Raw genomic sequence first — 15,345 nt, forward strand, 5'->3', positions numbered from 1 at the left:
TCGCAAATCAGAACAGAATTTCACACCTAGACGAATCGACCCTTCCCGAGGTCACGGAGTAGTGCCTTGCTTGTCCGCGAAACCCCCTTGTTCATCGATGGCCCTTGCGGCCAGCTTGAAGCTTTGTACCTCGACGTGGCGCAAGCCCGTGGCGCGGTGCTGATCTGCCATCCTAACCCGGTCCAGGGCGGCACCATGCTCAACAAGGTTGTCTCGACCCTGCAGCGCACCGCACGTGATGCCGGTTATGTGACCTTGCGTTTCAACTACCGTGGCGTCGGGCAAAGTGCTGGCAGCCATGACATGGGCGCTGGTGAAGTGGCCGATGCAGAGGCCGCTGCAGCATGGCTGCGTGCCAGGCACCCCGGGCTACCGCTGGTGCTGATGGGCTTTTCGTTCGGTGGTTTCGTTGCCACCAGCCTGGCCGGGCGCCTTGAAGCAGCAGGTGTCGAGTTGCAGCACCTGTTCATGATCGCCCCGGCAGTCATGCGCCTGACCGCCGAATTTCCGCTGCCGCAGCGCTGCCCGATCACCGTGGTGCAGCCGGACGCCGACGAAGTCGTCGCGCCGCAGCTGGTTTACGAATGGTCCGACAGCCTGTCGCGTCCCCATGAGCTGCTGAAAGTGGCAGAATGCGGACACTTCTTCCATGGCAAGCTGACCGATCTGAAGGATCTGCTGCTGCCGCGCCTTTCGAACTGAGCCAAGCCTGAATAAGCGAACACCCATGACCACGCGCATTCTTACCGGTATCACCACCACCGGCACTCCGCACCTGGGCAACTACGCCGGCGCCATCCGCCCGGCGATCCGTGCCAGCCAGCAGCCCGGTGTCGACTCGTTCTACTTCCTGGCCGACTACCACGCCCTGATCAAGTGCGACGACCCGCTGCGCATCCAGCGTTCGCGCCTGGAAATTGCTGCCACCTGGCTGGCCGGTGGCCTGGACCCGGACAAGGTGACCTTCTATCGCCAGTCCGACATCCCGGAAATCCCCGAGCTGACCTGGCTGCTTACCTGCGTTGCTGCCAAAGGCCTGCTGAACCGTGCGCATGCCTACAAGGCCTCGGTGGACAAGAACGTCGAGAACGGCGAAGACCCGGACGCCGGCGTGACCATGGGCCTGTTCAGCTACCCGGTGCTGATGGCTGCGGATATCCTGATGTTCAACGCCAACAAGGTGCCAGTCGGCCGTGACCAGATCCAGCACGTGGAAATGGCCCGCGATATCGGCCAGCGCTTCAACCACCTGTTCGGTCAGGGCAAGGACTTCTTCGCCTTGCCGGAGGCGGTGATCGAGGAAAGCGTGGCGACCCTGCCGGGCCTGGACGGGCGCAAGATGTCCAAAAGCTATGACAACACCATCCCGTTGTTCACCAGCGCCAAGGACATGAAAGACGCCATCTCGCGCATCGTCACCGATTCGCGCGCGCCAGGTGAGGCGAAAGACCCGGACAACGCGCACCTGTTCACCCTGTACCAGGCCTTCTCCACGCCTGAACAATGCGCCGGTTTCCGCGAAGAGCTGCTGCAGGGCCTGGGCTGGGGCGATGCCAAGCAGCGCCTGTTCCAGCTGCTGGACGGCCAGTTGGCCGAAAAGCGCGAGTACTATCACCAGCTGATTGCCCGGCCGGCGGACCTGGAAGACATCCTGCTGGCCGGCGCCGCCAAGGCCCGCAAGATCGCCACGCCGTTCCTCGAGCAGTTGCGCGAGGCCGTTGGCTTGCGTTCGTTCCGCAGCAGCGTGCAGGCCAGCACCGAAGTGAAGAAAAGAGCCACCAAGAGCGCACGCTTTGTCAGCTTCCGTGACGAAGACGGCAGCTTCCGTTTCCGCCTGCTGGCCGCTGACGGTGAGCAACTGCTGCTGTCGCGCAGCTTCGCCGACGGCAAGAGTGCCGGCGCTGTGAGCAAGCAGTTGCAGCAGGGTGGCGAGGCCGATGTCCGCGTCGAAGGCCTGAGCTTCGGCCTGTGGCTCAATGGCGAGCAGGTCGCCGAAGGGCCGCAGTTCGACAACGCTGAAGCCCGTGATGCGGCCATTCAGAGCCTGAACGAAGCCTTGGCACCACAGCAGGACTGAGGTTGGCAAACGGTGGGAGCGGGCGTGCCCGCGAAACAGGCGCCGCGGTGCATGGCACCGGCTTTGCCGGTGTTCGCGGGCACGCCCGCTCCCACAGACTGATTGCCATTAAGCGGGCCTGTCGCTACAGTGACGGCCCGTTTTTTGTTGCCTCGCTAACGAATCATGACTCCCTTAGAACGCTATCAAGCAGATCTGAAACGTCCCGACTTCTTCCATGACGCGGCGCAGGAAACTGCGGTGCGTCACCTCCAGCGCCTGTACGACGACCTGGTGCACGCGCAGAACAACAAGCCGGGCGTGTTCGGCAAGCTGTTCGGCAAGAAGGAGCAGACCCCGGTCAAGGGCCTGTACTTCTGGGGTGGGGTAGGGCGAGGCAAGACCTACCTGGTTGATACTTTCTACGAAGCGCTGCCGTTCAAGCAGAAGATGCGTACGCACTTCCACCGCTTCATGAAGCGTGTGCACGAGGAAATGAAAACCCTCAAGGGCGAGAAGAACCCGCTGACCATCATTGCCAAGCGCTTCAGCGAAGAAGCCAAGGTGATCTGCTTCGACGAATTCTTCGTGTCGGACATTACCGACGCCATGATCCTCGGCACCTTGATGGAAGAGCTGTTCAAGAATGGCGTGTCGCTGGTGGCGACCTCCAACATCGTGCCGGACGGCCTGTACAAGGACGGCCTGCAGCGTGCGCGCTTCCTGCCGGCCATCGCCATGATCAAGCAGTACACCGACGTGGTTAACGTCGATAGCGGGGTCGACTACCGCTTGCGTCATCTGGAGCAGGCTGAACTGTTCCACTTCCCGCTCGATGACGCGGCGCACCAGAGCATGCGCGCCAGCTTCAAGGCGCTCACCCCCGAGTGCACCCAGGCGATAGAAAACGACGTGCTGATGATCGAGAACCGCCCGATCAATGCCCTGCGTACTTGCGACGACGTCGCCTGGTTCGACTTCCGCGCCCTGTGCGACGGGCCGCGTAGCCAGAACGACTATATTGAGTTGGGCAAGATTTTCCACGCTGTATTGCTGAGCAACGTGGAGCAGATGGGCGTCACCACCGACGACATCGCCCGCCGCTTCATCAACATGGTGGACGAGTTTTACGATCGCAACGTCAAGCTCATCATCTCGGCCGAGGTGGAGTTGAAGGACCTGTATACCGGTGGGCGTCTGAGCTTCGAGTTCCAGCGTACCCTGAGCCGGTTGCTGGAGATGCAGTCGCACGAATTCCTGGCGCGCGCGCACAAGCCTTAACAGCAGCAAGCTTCAGGCGGCAAGGAAAATTCAGGGCAATGCGCGATCCGCTCTGGTTTTTCCTTGTCGCTTCAAGCGCGAAGCCTGCTGCTCTGGAAGCCTCTCAGGCCTCCTGCATGAACTGCTGCCGATACTGGTTCGGCGACAACTCGGTGTGCTGGCGGAACAGTCGCGCAAAGAAACTGGCATCGTCATACCCCACCTCGTAACTGATGGTCTTGATGCTCTTGCGCGTGCTCGACAACAACCCCTTGGCTGTCTCGATGCGTAGCCGTTGCAGGTAGTGCAGCGGCTTGTCACCTGTTGCGCCCTGGAAGCGGCGCATGAAGTTGCGGATGCTCATGCCGTGGTTGCGAGCCACATCCTCGAAGCGGAACTTGTCGGCGAAGTGCTCCTCCAGCCAGTGCTGGATCTGCAGGATGATCAGGTCCTGGTGCAGCTTCTGCCCGCCAAAGCCCATGCGCCCCGGGGTGTAGTTGCGCTGCACTTCGTAAAGGATATCGCGGGACACCGCACGGGCCACGTTGGCGCCGCAAAAGCGTTCGATCAGGTAGATGTACAGGTCGCAGGCTGAAGTTGCACCGCCGGCGCAATAGATATTGTCGGCATCGGTCAGGTGCTTGTCCTGGTTCAGGCGGATCTGCGGGAAGCGTTCGGCAAAGCTGTTGAAGAAGCGCCAGTAGGTGGTCGCCTCCTTGCCATCGAGCAGACCGGATTCGGCCAGCCAGAACACACCACTGGCCTCGGCGCACAGCACCGCGCCACGCGCGTGCTGTTCACGGAGCCACGGCAGCACCTGTGGATAACGTTGCAGCAGGTTGTCGAAATCATCCCAGTAGGCCGGAAGGATGATCACATCAGCGTCGTCCAGGCCGCCGTCAACCGGTAACTGCACATTGCTGAAGCTGTCCACGGGCTGGCTGTCGGGGCTCACCAGGCGGATTTCGAACATGGGCTGCAAGCCCAGGCCCAGCTGCTTGCTGTAGCGCAGGCTGGCGAGGTGGAAGAAGTCCTTGGCCTGCATCAAGGTCGAAGCAAACACCTTGTCAATGGCCAGGATGCTGACGCGCCGCAGCGACGCTGAGGGTTGGGTAAACATCATTGTCATTGTTCTTATAGGGTAGAGTGGTCAATCACCGGCTGGATCGTCTTATTTTTTGGCGATTGTGTCTACCCCATGGAGCAGCGGCGCGAGGCGGTGCGCAGTGTTTGGATCAAGGCGCCGGGTTGGGTTGCTCCTGATGAATGGCTTCGATCGCTGTCAGCAGATCGGCGCTCAGGTTCAGTTCAAGGCTGGCCAGGTTGCTGTCCAGCTGCTGCAGGCTGGTGGCGCCAATGATGTTGCTGGTCACGAACGGCTGTCGGGTGACGAACGCCAAGGCCATTTGCGCCGGGTCCAGGCCGTGCTCGCGGGCCAGCTGCACGTAGCGGCTGCAGGCCGCCACGGTCTGTGGGTTGGAGTAACGGGCAAAGCGGCTGAACAGGGTCAGGCGTGCATTGTCCGGCCGTGCGCCGTTCTCGTACTTGCCCGAGAGCATGCCGAAGGCCAGCGGCGAATAGGCCAGCAGGCCACACTGTTCGCGTATGGCCACTTCTGCCAGGCCCACCTCGAAGCTGCGGTTGAGCAGGTTGTACGGGTTCTGGATCGATACCGCCCGCGGCCAGCCATGGCTCTCGGCCAATTGCAGGAATTTCATGGTGCCCCACGGTGTTTCGTTGGACAGGCCGATGTGGCGGATCTTGCCCGCACGTACCTGCTCGTCGAGCACCTGGAGGGTTTCTTCCAGTGGGGTGAAGTGATCCTGCGGCAGGTGCTGGTAGCCCAGCTTGCCGAAGAAGTTGGTGCTGCGTTCTGGCCAGTGCAACTGGTACAGGTCGATCCGGTCGGTCTGCAGGCGCTTCAGGCTTTCGTCCAGCGCCGCGACGATGTGCTGACGGTTGTGCTTGAGCTGCCCGTCGCGGATATGGCTGATGCCGTTGCCCGGGCCTGCAACCTTGCTGGCCAGGATCCACGCGTCGCGGTCGCCATGTTCGCGGAACCAGTTGCCGATGATGCGCTCGGTGGTCGCGTAGGTCTCCGGGCGGGGAGGGACCGGGTACATCTCGGCGGTGTCGATGAAGTTGACCCCGGCGGCTTTGGCCCGGGCAATTTGCGCGAAGGCCTCGGCCTGGATGTTCTGCTCGCCCCAGGTCATGGTACCCAGGCACAGGGCGCTGACGTTGAGATCGGTACGGCCGAGCTGGCGGTATTCCATCGGTTAGTCACTCCTTGGCAATGGATGCTCATCAAAGCAGGTTGAAATTTTTCGCGCAATCTGGATAATTCAGCCCCTCTCCGCGTGGCGGAAGTGATGCACCATCACGCAGGAAGAACCCCGTCGAACATTGGCGTGCCCGACCCGAGCCCCCAAAAGCGTCTGTGTTCGGCTGCGCGCTTGCCCTTGGCAAGCTGTGCACTATCCAGTAAGATTCGCCGTCTATTTTTCGCTGGGCGGCCTCTGAGGCTTTAGAGAATGAAAACTTTTACTGCTAAACCGGAAACAGTAAAGCGCGAGTGGTTCGTAGTCGACGCCGCTGGCCAGACCCTGGGTCGTCTGGCTACCGAAATCGCTACCCGTCTGCGTGGCAAACACAAACCAGAATACACCCCTCACGTTGACACCGGCGACTACATCGTCGTTATCAACGCCGAGCAGGTTCGTGTGACTGGTGCCAAGTCTTCCGACAAAATGTACTACTCCCACTCCGGTTTCCCAGGCGGTATCAAGGAAATCAACTTCGAGAAGTTGATCGCCAAGGCCCCTGAGCGTGTTATCGAAACTGCGGTCAAGGGCATGCTGCCTAAGAACCCGCTGGGTCGCGACATGTACCGTAAGCTGAAAGTGTACGCGGGTGCTGCTCACCCACACACTGCTCAGCAGCCTCAAGAACTGAAGATCTAACGGGATAGTTCATTATGTCGGCGACTCAAAATTACGGCACTGGCCGTCGCAAGACCGCAACCGCTCGCGTATTCCTGCGTCCGGGTACTGGTAACATCTCCATCAACAACCGTTCTCTGGACGTGTTCTTCGGTCGCGAAACCGCTCGCATGGTTGTTCGCCAGCCGCTCGAGCTGACTGAATCCGTTGAGAAATTCGACATCTACGTCACCGTTTCCGGTGGTGGTGTCAGCGGTCAAGCCGGTGCGATCCGTCACGGTATCACCCGCGCTCTGATGGAATACGACGAAACCCTGCGTGGCGCTCTGCGTCGTGCTGGCTACGTCACCCGCGACGCTCGTGAAGTTGAGCGTAAGAAAGTGGGTCTGCGTAAAGCGCGTAAGCGTCCTCAGTACTCCAAGCGTTAATACCGCTTCGGCAGTCGAAAAAAGCCCGGTTCCTTGGAACCGGGCTTTTTTTTGGGGCTTGAACTAACCTGTCAGCAGTCAGTGGCCGCTTGTCGCATAGACGCAGATCAAGCAAAGCGTGGGTTGTCGCCCTTGCCGGGGTAATCACCTTGTCAGTGTGTGGATTTGTTTCTTACCATGGCGGCCAATTTTTAGTGCCATTGACACAACCTAAGTACAGGCCAGGTCCAACTGGCCAAGCAAGCTGATGGGAGAGGACTGAATGAGCAATGACGGCGTCAACGCAGGCCGGCGCCGCTTCCTCGTAGCCGCGACATCCGTGGTCGGGGCGGCGGGGGCAGTGGGGGCTGCGGTACCGTTCGTGGGGTCATGGTTTCCCAGTGCCAAGGCGAAAGCCGCGGGTGCACCGGTGAAGGTCAACATCGCCAAGGTCGAGGCCGGGCAGCAGATGGTGGCCGAGTGGCGTGGCCAGCCCGTATTCATCGTGCGGCGAACGGAGGAAATCCTTGGCAATCTGAAAAAAATCACGGGTGACCTGTCCGACCCCGAGTCCAAGGCCTCGGTACAGCCAGCGTACGTCGACCCTGAGGTTCGCTCGATCAAACCGGAAATTCTCATTCTCGTTGGTCTGTGCACGCACCTGGGCTGCTCGCCCACCTTCCGACCGGAAGTGGCACCCGCTGACCTTGGGCCGAAATGGGTTGGTGGCTACTTCTGCCCGTGCCACGGCTCCCACTATGACCTGGCTGGCCGTGTCTACAAGTCCCAGCCGGCGCCTCTCAACCTGCCCGTGCCACCACACTCTTATGAGTCGGACGAGATCATCGTCATTGGCGTCGACCAGGAGAACGCATGATGAGCAAGTTCATGGACTGGATTGATGCTCGCTTCCCCGCCACCAAGATGTGGGAAGACCACCTGAGCAAGTATTACGCACCCAAGAACTTCAACTTCCTGTACTTCTTTGGCTCGCTTGCATTGCTGGTGCTGGTCAACCAGATCGTGACCGGCGTTTGGCTGACCATGAGCTTCACGCCTTCGGCGGAAGAGGCGTTCGCCTCGGTCGAGTACATCATGCGTGACGTGGAATACGGCTGGATCCTGCGCTACCTGCACTCCACGGGGGCGTCAGCGTTCTTCATCGTGGTCTACCTGCACATGTTCCGCGGCCTGCTCTACGGCTCCTATCAGAAGCCACGCGAACTGGTCTGGTTGTTCGGCATGCTGATCTATCTGGCGCTGATGGCTGAAGCGTTCATGGGCTACCTGCTGCCATGGGGGCAGATGTCGTACTGGGGGGCCCAGGTGATCATCTCGCTGTTCGGTGCCATCCCGGTGATCGGTGATGACCTCACCCAGTGGATCCGCGGTGACTACCTGATCTCGGGCATCACCCTGAACCGCTTCTTCGCCCTGCATGTGGTTGCCCTGCCAATCGTGATTCTTGGCCTGGTGGTATTGCACATCCTCGCCCTGCACGAAGTGGGTTCGAACAACCCTGATGGCGTCGACATCAAAAAGAAAAAGGACGAAAACGGTATTCCGCTGGATGGTATTCCGTTCCACCCGTACTACACCGTCAAAGACATTGTTGGCGTGGTGGTGTTCCTGTTCGTGTTCTGCGCCGTGGTGTTCTTCTTCCCTGAAATGGGCGGTTATTTCCTGGAGAAACCTAACTTCGAGCAGGCCAACGCCTTCAAGACCCCAGAGCACATCGCGCCGGTGTGGTACTTCACGCCGTTCTACGCAATCCTGCGTGCGGTGCCTGACAAACTGATGGGCGTCATTGCCATGGGGGCGGCCATCGCCGTGCTGTTCGTGTTGCCCTGGCTCGACCGCAGCCCGGTGCGCTCCATGCGTTACAAGGGCTGGATCAGCAAGGCCTTCCTGCTGGTGTTCTGTGTGTCCTTCGTCATCCTCGGCGTGCTGGGCGTACTGGCACCGACACCTGGGCGTACCTTGTTGTCGCAGGTGTGCACGGTGCTGTACTTCGCCTACTTCCTGCTGATGCCGTTCTACACAAGGCTCGAGAAGACCAAACCGGTTCCGGAAAGGGTGACTGGCTGATGAAAAAGTTGATTGCAGTATTTTTGCTGGCAGTGATGCCTGCCTTTTCCTTCGCTGCCGAAACTGGCCTGGAGCTGGACAAGGTCGATATCGACCTGACTGACAAAGCCGCCATGCAGGACGGCGCGCGTACCTTCGCCAACTATTGCATGGGTTGCCACAGTGCCAAGTTCCAGCGTTACGAGCGGGTGGCTGATGACCTGGGGATTCCGCATGAGCTGATGCTCGAGAAGCTGGTGTTCACGGGTGCCAAGATTGGTGACCACATGCAGATCGGCATGAAGCCCAGCGACGCCAAGACCTGGTTCGGTGCCGCGCCGCCCGACCTGACCCTGGTGGCCCGCGTACGCGGTACCGACTGGCTTTACACTTACCTGCGCAGCTTCTATGAGGACCCATCGCGCCCTTACGGGGTGAACAACAAGGTATTCCCGAACGTCGGCATGCCTAACGTGCTGGTAGGTCTGCAAGGCAACCAGGTGGTAGGTTGCAAGCAGGTGCAGACTGTGGTCGATGGCAAGAAGCAATTCGACCCGTTGACCGGCAGCCCGTTGACCCATGAAGCTTGTGATCAGCTGACCATTACGCCGAATTCCGGTACCCTGACGACCGAGCAGTTCGACGAGAAGGTCAAGAACCTTGTGACCTTCCTGGCCTATTCGGCCAACCCAGTCAAGCTGGAGAGCCAGCGCATCGGCACCTATGTGTTGCTGTACCTGGCTTTCTTCTTCGTATTCGCCTACTTGCTCAAGCGTGAATACTGGAAGGACGTGCACTGATCACGCAGTAGTTTCTGGTTGTTGAACGCGCCCGGGGTGGCCTAGCAGTATTGCCAGGTCACCCCGGGCGCGTTTTCATTTAAAGTTGCACAAGCATCCGTGCGAGGAGCCGCTACATGGGCGCAACCAACAGGTTAGCCTGCTATTCCGATCCCGCTGATCATTATTCTCATCGGGTGCGCCTGGTTTTGGCCGAGAAGGGCGTCAGCGTACAGTTTATCGATGTCGATCCCGCCCGCCTGCCGCCGAAGCTGGTCGAGGTCAACCCATATGGCAGCGTGCCGACCTTGGTCGACCGTGACCTGGCGTTGTATGAATCGACCGTGGTAATGGAATACCTCGAGGAGCGTTACCCGCACCCGCCGCTGATGCCGGTGTACCCGGTTGCGCGTGGCAACAGCCGTCTGCTGATGCACCGCATCCAGCGCGACTGGTGTGCCTTGGCCGATACCGTACTTGACCCGCGTAGCAGTGAAGCTGCCCGAACCGAGGCGCGCAAGGCCTTGCGCGAAAGCCTGACCGGTGTCTCACCGTTGTTCAGCGAGTTCGTCTGCTTCATGAGTGATGAGCAAAGCCTGGTCGATTGCTGTCTATTGCCCATACTCTGGCGTTTGCCGGTGTTGGGTATCGAGTTGCCGCGGCAAGCCAAGCCGCTGCTGGATTACATGGAGCGCCAGTTCGCCCGCGAGCCTTTCCAGGCGAGCCTGTCCTCCGTAGAACGTGAAATGCGCAAGCTTTAAGGAGCCGTTGATGAACTCCAGTCGCCCCTATCTGGTTCGAGCACTGTACGAGTGGATCGTCGACAACGATTGCACGCCCCATATGCTGGTCAATGCCGAATTCCCGAAAGTTCAGGTGCCGGATGGTTTCGCCAGTGATGGCCAGATCGTCTTGAATATCTCGCCAAGTGCCGTGCGCAGCCTGCACATGGACAATGACGCAGTCAGCTTTGAGGGGCGCTTCAGTGGCGTGGCTCACTCGCTGTTCGTGCCGGTTGGTGCCATCCTGGGTATCTACGCCCGCGAAAATGGCCAGGGTATGGTTTTCGAGCTGGAGCCGCCTTTGATGGATGGCGACGAGCTGGAAGACGATGATGTACAGCCGGATGGCGATGGCCCGCCAGACGATGGAGGGCAGCCGCCGCGTCCGACTGGCCGGCCAAGCCTGAAAGTGGTCAAGTAACAAAAAAGGCGATCCGGATGGGTCGCCTTTTTTGTGTCTGCGATGGAGCGGGACTACCCGCGAAGAGGCCCGCGCAGACAATCACTGATTCAATCGATGTACTCGAACAGCTTGACGATCTTCTGCACGCCCGACACGCCCTGCACCACGGCAGTGGCCGAGTTGGCTTCTTGACGGGTGACCAGGCCAAGCAGGTAGACGATGCCGTTTTCGGTAATCACCTTGATGCGCGAGCTGGGCACGGCACTGTCGGTCAGCATCTGAGCCTTGATCTTGGTGGTCAGCCAGGCGTCGTTGTTGCGCGCCAGAATGGAGGAAGGCTGCATCACTTGCAGCTCGTTGTGCACTCTCTTGACGCGCTGTACCTGGCTGGCGGTTTGCTCTGCAAGGCTCTTGAGGTCGGCGCGCGGGGTCTGGCCGGCCAGCAGGACGATACCGTTGTAGCTGCTGACAACGATGTGCGAGCCTTTGTCCAGGTCTGGGCTGGCCTTGGAAATGTTCACGGCGGCCTTGGTTTCGATCAGCGAGTCGTCGATCTTGCTACCAATGGTGCGCGTGCCGCGATCGTCCTCGATCGGCGAATTGCGGGTGGAGGTGAGTACCGAGCTGCAACCAGTGACGCTCAGGCACAGGGTCAGGGCCATCAGGCCGAGGCGCATAGGGGTCATTCTTCACTCCCGAACAGTTGGCTGTCGATCAGATCGCACAGGCAGTGGATCGCCAGCAGGTGGACTTCCTGGATGCGCGCGGTAACTGTCGAAGGCACGCGGATTTCCACGTCCTCGGGTAGCAGCAGAGAAGCCATGCCGCCGCCGTCGCGACCAGTCAATGCTACGACAATCATTTCGCGGTCATGTGCGGCCTGGATCGCCTGGATCACGTTGGCCGAATTGCCGCTGGTGGAGATCGCCAGCAGAACGTCACCGGGCTGGCCCAGGGCGCGGATCTGCTTGGAAAAAACTTCGTTGTAGCTGTAGTCGTTGGCGATCGAGGTCAGGGTCGAGCTGTCGGTGGTCAGCGCGATGGCCGGCAAGCTGGGGCGCTCGCGCTCGAAGCGGTTGAGCAGCTCCGATGAAAAGTGCTGGGCATCGCCGGCCGAGCCGCCGTTGCCGCAGGCGAGCATCTTGCCCTCGTTGAGCAACGCATTGACCATGACCAGGCTGGCCTGCTCGATGTGCGGTGCCAGGATGTCCATTGCCTGTTGCTTGGTTTCGATGCTGGCCTCGAACAGCCGGCGAATTCGGGATTGCATGTCCATCTGGTGACCTTAAGTGGGGCGGTGGCCTTTGCTACGCGCAACAACGACCAGCCCGCGATACATAGAGCGAAAAAAACAAAGTGGGTTCAGCATTCGAAGGCGTTTTTCAGCCATTGAAGCGGTCTGCCTGCGTGGTGGCTGCCCTGCAGGGCGACTACGTCGAAGCGGCAGGGGTGGTTGCCCCAGTGAGCCTCCTTCTGCAGGAACAGGCTGGCAGCAAGCACCAACCGTTTCTGCTTGCGCCCGTCGATACTGTCGAGGGCGCCTCCGAAGGCCGCGTGCAAGCGGTAGCGGACTTCGACGAATACTACTGTATCGGCGTCGAGCATGACCAGATCAAGCTCACCGCCTTTGCATCGCCAGTTGCGTGCCAGCAACTGCAGCCCTTGCCCCTGAAGGTACTCAAGGGCTTGGGTTTCTGCCGCTTGCCCGGCGCTGGTTGGCGATGCTGAGGCCATCAACGCACTGTGTCAGGCAGGCGCTTGACCTGGCCGCCGGTAAACTCGGCCCATGGCAACTGGCGCTCGACGCGCTGGTTGGCATTGATGCTCAGGCTGCCCGAAAGGCCCAGGATGCGGTTGTCCGGTAGCGCTTTCAGTTGGCCCAGGCGCGGTGCCAGGCTGTAGGCATCGACGCCCATGGCATACAGGCGGCCGAGGCTGCCAGCGGCTTGCGGCCACTGCTGTACAACCTGTTGACGCAGGCTGTTGCTGGTGTCGAGCAGCCACGGTGTTTCGCAGAAGCGGATGCCGTTCATGTCATTGTACTGGTTGACGTCGCCGCTGGCGCTGTACAGGTTCGAAGTGGCATAGACCGGCACGTCACCGGCGTACTGGAAGTTCAGGGTCGGCTTGATCTGCTGCGCCTGTTGTGGGGTCGAGGCGAGGAAGATGAAGTCGATGTCCTGACGGCGCGACGGTTGTGCAGCGATGCGGCCGCCTACCGTGCTTTGCAGGCTCTTGGCGCGGCCTTCGCTCTGGCGTAGCTGGAACAGGTCGGCAATCTGCTGGGCCAGGGCGACCGGCTGGGCGATGCGTTCGGCGGCGAGCAGGGTTCCGCCATTGCCTTCCCAGTCCTGGCGGAAGGCGGCCAGGACACGGTCACCCCATTCGCCGCGCGGTACCAGGGCTACGGCGCGGACCATGCCATCGGCGCGGGCGCGGCGGGAGACTTCACGGGCTTCGTCTTCGGCAGCCAGGCCGAACTGGAACAACTGTGGCGGCGCCTTCTGGCCGGCGTCAGCGTAGTTCAGGGCCAGGGTGGTGATCGGCAGTTGTGGTTTGGCGGCCAGTTGTTTGACCAATGGTTTTTCCAGCGGGCCGATGACCAGCTGCACGCCGGCGGCTTGGGCCTGGCGATAGAAGTCGTCCAGCGAGCCGATACGCGAGCTGTCGAACACCTGCACCGCAGGCGCTGGCTGGCCGGTTTGCTGGGCCTGGAAGTGAGCGGCCATGAAGCCGTCACGCAGTGCGCGGGCAACACCGGCCAGTGGGCCTTCCTGAGGCAGCAGCAGGGCGATCCTGGTCAGCGGCTGGCTGGCCAGTTCCTTGAGCTTGATCAGCGCTACCGGCAGTTGCTGGGCGGCAGGGTGGTCCGGGTGCTGTTTGACCCAGGCCTCGATGGCTGCTTGCTGCTGCTCCAGGGTGCCTGCGCTTTTCACGGCGAACGCCAGGCTGGTCCAGCCGGCCAGTGTCTGATCGTTGGTTGGCTGCTGCAGTTGCTCTGCAGGCAGCGAGGCGACCAGTGCCCAGGTGGCGTCATTGTTGGCGCTGGCCGCCTGGCCGCTGAGCAGTGGCGCCAGCAGTATGCGCTGCTGTGCGGCAGCCAGGGCCTGGCCATCGGCTTCAAGTGCGGCGGCGTGCACGGTATAGGTGCGCGCCTGTTGCTCTGGCGGCAGCTCGGCAAGGCGCTGCAGACTGGGGTGGGCCAGGGCGGTCAGGGCCGCCTTGGGCTGGTTGCGGCTCATGGCCAGCTCGGCCGCGAGGGTGCTGGCGAATACTTGCTGGGCCGGCTTGAGTGTGTCCAGTTGGACCTGCTCGAGAATGCGTGCGGCGCGTGGGAAGTCCTTCTGCTTGTAGGCCAGATCGGCCGCGCTCAGGCGCAGCAGAGCGGCGTCTTCCGCAGACTTGCTGGAAGCGGCCTTTTCGAGCAGTTGCTCGATGCTGGCGTCCGGGGTGCGTGGCAGTTCGCCCAGGCTGGATGAGGGCGAGCTGGCGCAGGCTGCCAGCAGGGCGGCGAGGCAGAGGGCTGTGAGCAGCCGCAGGCAAGCGATCATGTAAAGGTCCTGTTACTCGATCAAGTTGGCCGGCAATTGTACCCAAGCACTGGCCGGGGCGCGATGTTGCTGTGTCGATCCTTCACTATAGGTGGCGTGTTCCTGATCGCCGGCGAAGTTCTTTACGCCCTGTTGCAGGCGCTCGGGCTACAATGGCGCCTTTGATCCGAATGACAGGTGTGCGCAGTGACTGATGTGGCAGGGGCTTCGAAATCCACGGTGGGGACGCTGTATGTGGTGGCAACCCCCATCGGCAACCTCGACGACATGAGCGCCCGGGCGCTGAAGGTGCTGGCGGACGTGGCCCTGATCGCCGCCGAAGACACCCGTCATTCGATCCGCCTGCTGCAACACTTTGGCATCGACACGCCGTTGGCCGCTTGTCATGAGCACAACGAGCGCGACGAAGGCGGGCGTTTTCTCTCCAAGCTGCTGGCGGGTGAAAATGTGGCGTTGGTCTCCGATGCCGGCACGCCTCTGATTTCCGACCCGGGCTATCACCTGGTGCGTCAGGCGCGTGCCGCGGGGGTGAGCGTGGTGCCGGTGCCGGGCGCCTGTGCCTTGATCGCCGCACTATCGGCGGCAGGCCTGCCGTCGGACCGTTTCATCTTCGAAGGCTTCCTGCCGGCCAAGCAGACAGGGCGTCGAGCGCGGCTGGAGCAGGTGAAGGAAGAGCCGCGCACGTTGATCTTCTATGAAGCCCCGCATCGAATCCTGGAATGTCTTGAAGACATGGAGGTGATATTTGGTGGCGACCGTCCGGCGTTGCTGGCGCGCGAACTGACCAAGACCTTCGAGACCCTCAAGGGCTTGCCGCTGGCTGAGCTGCGGGCTTTCGTAGCTGGCGACAGCAACCAGCAGCGCGGTGAGTGCGTGGTGCTGGTCGGCGGTTGGAGCGCGCCGGAGGGCGAGCAGGCCATCAGTGCCGAAGCTCAGCGCGTGCTCGACCTGCTATTGGCGGAGTTGCCACTCAAGCGGGCTGCGGCGCTTGCAGCGGAAATTACCGGTGTGCGCAAGAACCTGTTGTATCAACTTGCCCTGGAAAAGCAGAAAGCTGAGTAGTGGCAGTTTGATATAAATGTCGGTATCGCTTGTTCT

17 protein-coding genes are annotated in these 15,345 nt (G+C 61.0%); 11 read left to right on the top strand and 6 right to left on the bottom strand.

Translation table 11 applies throughout. From position 1 onward, the window contains the following. Positions 1 to 66: 66 nt before the first annotated feature. The 3 genes from J3A98_RS01985 (at position 67) to zapE (ending at position 3,337) form a co-directional block, all read left to right on the top strand. A complete protein-coding gene (locus J3A98_RS01985) occupies positions 67 to 702 on the top strand; it encodes an alpha/beta fold hydrolase (RefSeq protein WP_176682598.1) in 636 nt (211 codons plus the stop codon). Positions 703 to 727: 25 nt separating this feature from the next. Continuing rightward, a complete protein-coding gene (locus tag J3A98_RS01990) occupies positions 728 to 2,077 on the top strand; it encodes a tryptophan--tRNA ligase (RefSeq protein WP_209963671.1) in 1,350 nt (449 codons plus the stop codon). Positions 2,078 to 2,242: 165 nt separating this feature from the next. Continuing rightward, complete coding sequence (zapE, locus tag J3A98_RS01995; protein ID WP_014592295.1) at positions 2,243 to 3,337, top strand: cell division protein ZapE; 1,095 nt, start codon at positions 2,243 to 2,245, stop codon at positions 3,335 to 3,337. A gap of 103 nt (positions 3,338 to 3,440) precedes the next feature. On the opposite strand, the gene J3A98_RS02000 is transcribed toward zapE, so the two are convergent. Both J3A98_RS02000 and J3A98_RS02005 read right to left on the bottom strand, forming a co-directional pair. After that, positions 3,441 to 4,361, bottom strand: a complete 921-nt coding sequence (locus tag J3A98_RS02000) for a GlxA family transcriptional regulator (RefSeq protein ID WP_172402841.1) — start codon at positions 4,359 to 4,361, stop codon at positions 3,441 to 3,443. A gap of 190 nt (positions 4,362 to 4,551) precedes the next feature. After that, the gene (locus tag J3A98_RS02005; protein WP_209963674.1) at positions 4,552 to 5,592 is read right to left on the bottom strand and encodes an NADP(H)-dependent aldo-keto reductase; all 1,041 of its coding nucleotides are present in this window, start codon (positions 5,590 to 5,592) and stop codon (positions 4,552 to 4,554) included. Positions 5,593 to 5,850: 258 nt separating this feature from the next. On the opposite strand from J3A98_RS02005, the gene rplM reads away from it, so the two are divergent. From rplM to J3A98_RS02040, 7 genes are all read left to right on the top strand, one after another. Then, positions 5,851 to 6,279: a 50S ribosomal protein L13 gene (gene rplM, locus J3A98_RS02010; protein ID WP_003251819.1), complete on the top strand. Its 429-nt coding sequence runs from the start codon at positions 5,851 to 5,853 to the stop codon at positions 6,277 to 6,279. Positions 6,280 to 6,293: 14 nt separating this feature from the next. Beyond that, entirely contained in the window at positions 6,294 to 6,686 is a 393-nt protein-coding gene (gene rpsI / locus J3A98_RS02015; protein WP_003251821.1) for a 30S ribosomal protein S9, read from the top strand. Positions 6,687 to 6,948: 262 nt separating this feature from the next. Beyond that, on the top strand, positions 6,949 to 7,542 hold the full coding sequence (gene petA / locus J3A98_RS02020; RefSeq protein ID WP_003251823.1) for a ubiquinol-cytochrome c reductase iron-sulfur subunit: 594 nt from the start codon (positions 6,949 to 6,951) through the stop codon (positions 7,540 to 7,542). Further along, positions 7,542 to 8,753 carry a cytochrome bc complex cytochrome b subunit gene (locus J3A98_RS02025; RefSeq protein ID WP_176682602.1) on the top strand — a complete coding sequence of 404 codons (1,212 nt, stop codon included), beginning with the start codon at positions 7,542 to 7,544 and terminating at the stop codon, positions 8,751 to 8,753. Before petA ends, J3A98_RS02025 begins: the two co-directional genes overlap by 1 nt. Beyond that, positions 8,753 to 9,532: a cytochrome c1 gene (locus J3A98_RS02030; RefSeq protein WP_176682603.1), complete on the top strand. Its 780-nt coding sequence runs from the start codon at positions 8,753 to 8,755 to the stop codon at positions 9,530 to 9,532. The genes J3A98_RS02025 and J3A98_RS02030 overlap by 1 nt, the downstream gene beginning before the upstream one ends. A 116-nt stretch (positions 9,533 to 9,648) precedes the next feature. After that, entirely contained in the window at positions 9,649 to 10,272 is a 624-nt protein-coding gene (locus tag J3A98_RS02035; protein WP_176682604.1) for a glutathione S-transferase N-terminal domain-containing protein, read from the top strand. Between the two features lie 10 nt (positions 10,273 to 10,282). Next, entirely contained in the window at positions 10,283 to 10,714 is a 432-nt protein-coding gene (locus J3A98_RS02040) for a ClpXP protease specificity-enhancing factor (protein ID WP_176682605.1), read from the top strand. An 89-nt stretch (positions 10,715 to 10,803) separates the two neighbouring features. Here J3A98_RS02040 and J3A98_RS02045 read toward each other — a convergent pair whose 3' ends face one another. The 4 genes from J3A98_RS02045 to J3A98_RS02060 form a co-directional block, all read right to left on the bottom strand. Continuing rightward, entirely contained in the window at positions 10,804 to 11,382 is a 579-nt protein-coding gene (locus J3A98_RS02045) for a BON domain-containing protein (RefSeq protein WP_176682606.1), read from the bottom strand. Then, a complete protein-coding gene (locus J3A98_RS02050; RefSeq protein ID WP_012053657.1) occupies positions 11,379 to 11,972 on the bottom strand; it encodes a phosphoheptose isomerase in 594 nt (197 codons plus the stop codon). Before J3A98_RS02050 ends, J3A98_RS02045 begins: the two co-directional genes overlap by 4 nt. Positions 11,973 to 12,058: 86 nt before the next feature. Next, the gene (locus J3A98_RS02055) at positions 12,059 to 12,430 is read right to left on the bottom strand and encodes a YraN family protein (RefSeq protein WP_176682607.1); all 372 of its coding nucleotides are present in this window, start codon (positions 12,428 to 12,430) and stop codon (positions 12,059 to 12,061) included. Continuing rightward, on the bottom strand, positions 12,430 to 14,247 hold the full coding sequence (locus J3A98_RS02060) for a penicillin-binding protein activator (RefSeq protein WP_209963676.1): 1,818 nt from the start codon (positions 14,245 to 14,247) through the stop codon (positions 12,430 to 12,432). Before J3A98_RS02060 ends, J3A98_RS02055 begins: the two co-directional genes overlap by 1 nt. Before the next feature lie 186 nt (positions 14,248 to 14,433). On the opposite strand from J3A98_RS02060, the gene rsmI reads away from it, so the two are divergent. After that, entirely contained in the window at positions 14,434 to 15,309 is an 876-nt protein-coding gene (gene rsmI, locus J3A98_RS02065) for a 16S rRNA (cytidine(1402)-2'-O)-methyltransferase (protein WP_209963679.1), read from the top strand. Positions 15,310 to 15,345 lie beyond the last annotated feature (36 nt).

The organism is Pseudomonas sp. BP6, from assembly GCF_017875935.1.
GTDB classification, from domain to species: Bacteria; Pseudomonadota; Gammaproteobacteria; order Pseudomonadales; family Pseudomonadaceae; genus Aquipseudomonas; species Aquipseudomonas putida_Y.

What these genes read in the sequence shown, in the direction of transcription:
- J3A98_RS01990 (WP_209963671.1), top strand. Translation starts at nt 728, where the DNA reads ATGACCACGCGCATTCTTACCGGTATCACCACCACCGGCACTCCGCAC.
- zapE (WP_014592295.1), top strand. Translation starts at nt 2,243, where the DNA reads ATGACTCCCTTAGAACGCTATCAAGCAGATCTGAAACGTCCCGACTTC.
- J3A98_RS02000 (WP_172402841.1), bottom strand. Translation starts at nt 4,361, where the DNA reads ATGCAGGCCAAGGACTTCTTCCACCTCGCCAGCCTGCGCTACAGCAAG.
- J3A98_RS02005 (WP_209963674.1), bottom strand. Translation starts at nt 5,592, where the DNA reads ATGGAATACCGCCAGCTCGGCCGTACCGATCTCAACGTCAGCGCCCTG.
- rplM (WP_003251819.1), top strand. Translation starts at nt 5,851, where the DNA reads ATGAAAACTTTTACTGCTAAACCGGAAACAGTAAAGCGCGAGTGGTTC.
- rpsI (WP_003251821.1), top strand. Translation starts at nt 6,294, where the DNA reads ATGTCGGCGACTCAAAATTACGGCACTGGCCGTCGCAAGACCGCAACC.
- petA (WP_003251823.1), top strand. Translation starts at nt 6,949, where the DNA reads ATGAGCAATGACGGCGTCAACGCAGGCCGGCGCCGCTTCCTCGTAGCC.
- J3A98_RS02025 (WP_176682602.1), top strand. Translation starts at nt 7,542, where the DNA reads ATGAGCAAGTTCATGGACTGGATTGATGCTCGCTTCCCCGCCACCAAG.
- J3A98_RS02030 (WP_176682603.1), top strand. Translation starts at nt 8,753, where the DNA reads ATGAAAAAGTTGATTGCAGTATTTTTGCTGGCAGTGATGCCTGCCTTT.
- J3A98_RS02035 (WP_176682604.1), top strand. Translation starts at nt 9,649, where the DNA reads ATGGGCGCAACCAACAGGTTAGCCTGCTATTCCGATCCCGCTGATCAT.
- J3A98_RS02040 (WP_176682605.1), top strand. Translation starts at nt 10,283, where the DNA reads ATGAACTCCAGTCGCCCCTATCTGGTTCGAGCACTGTACGAGTGGATC.
- J3A98_RS02045 (WP_176682606.1), bottom strand. Translation starts at nt 11,382, where the DNA reads ATGACCCCTATGCGCCTCGGCCTGATGGCCCTGACCCTGTGCCTGAGC.
- J3A98_RS02050 (WP_012053657.1), bottom strand. Translation starts at nt 11,972, where the DNA reads ATGGACATGCAATCCCGAATTCGCCGGCTGTTCGAGGCCAGCATCGAA.
- J3A98_RS02055 (WP_176682607.1), bottom strand. Translation starts at nt 12,430, where the DNA reads ATGGCCTCAGCATCGCCAACCAGCGCCGGGCAAGCGGCAGAAACCCAA.
- J3A98_RS02060 (WP_209963676.1), bottom strand. Translation starts at nt 14,247, where the DNA reads ATGATCGCTTGCCTGCGGCTGCTCACAGCCCTCTGCCTCGCCGCCCTG.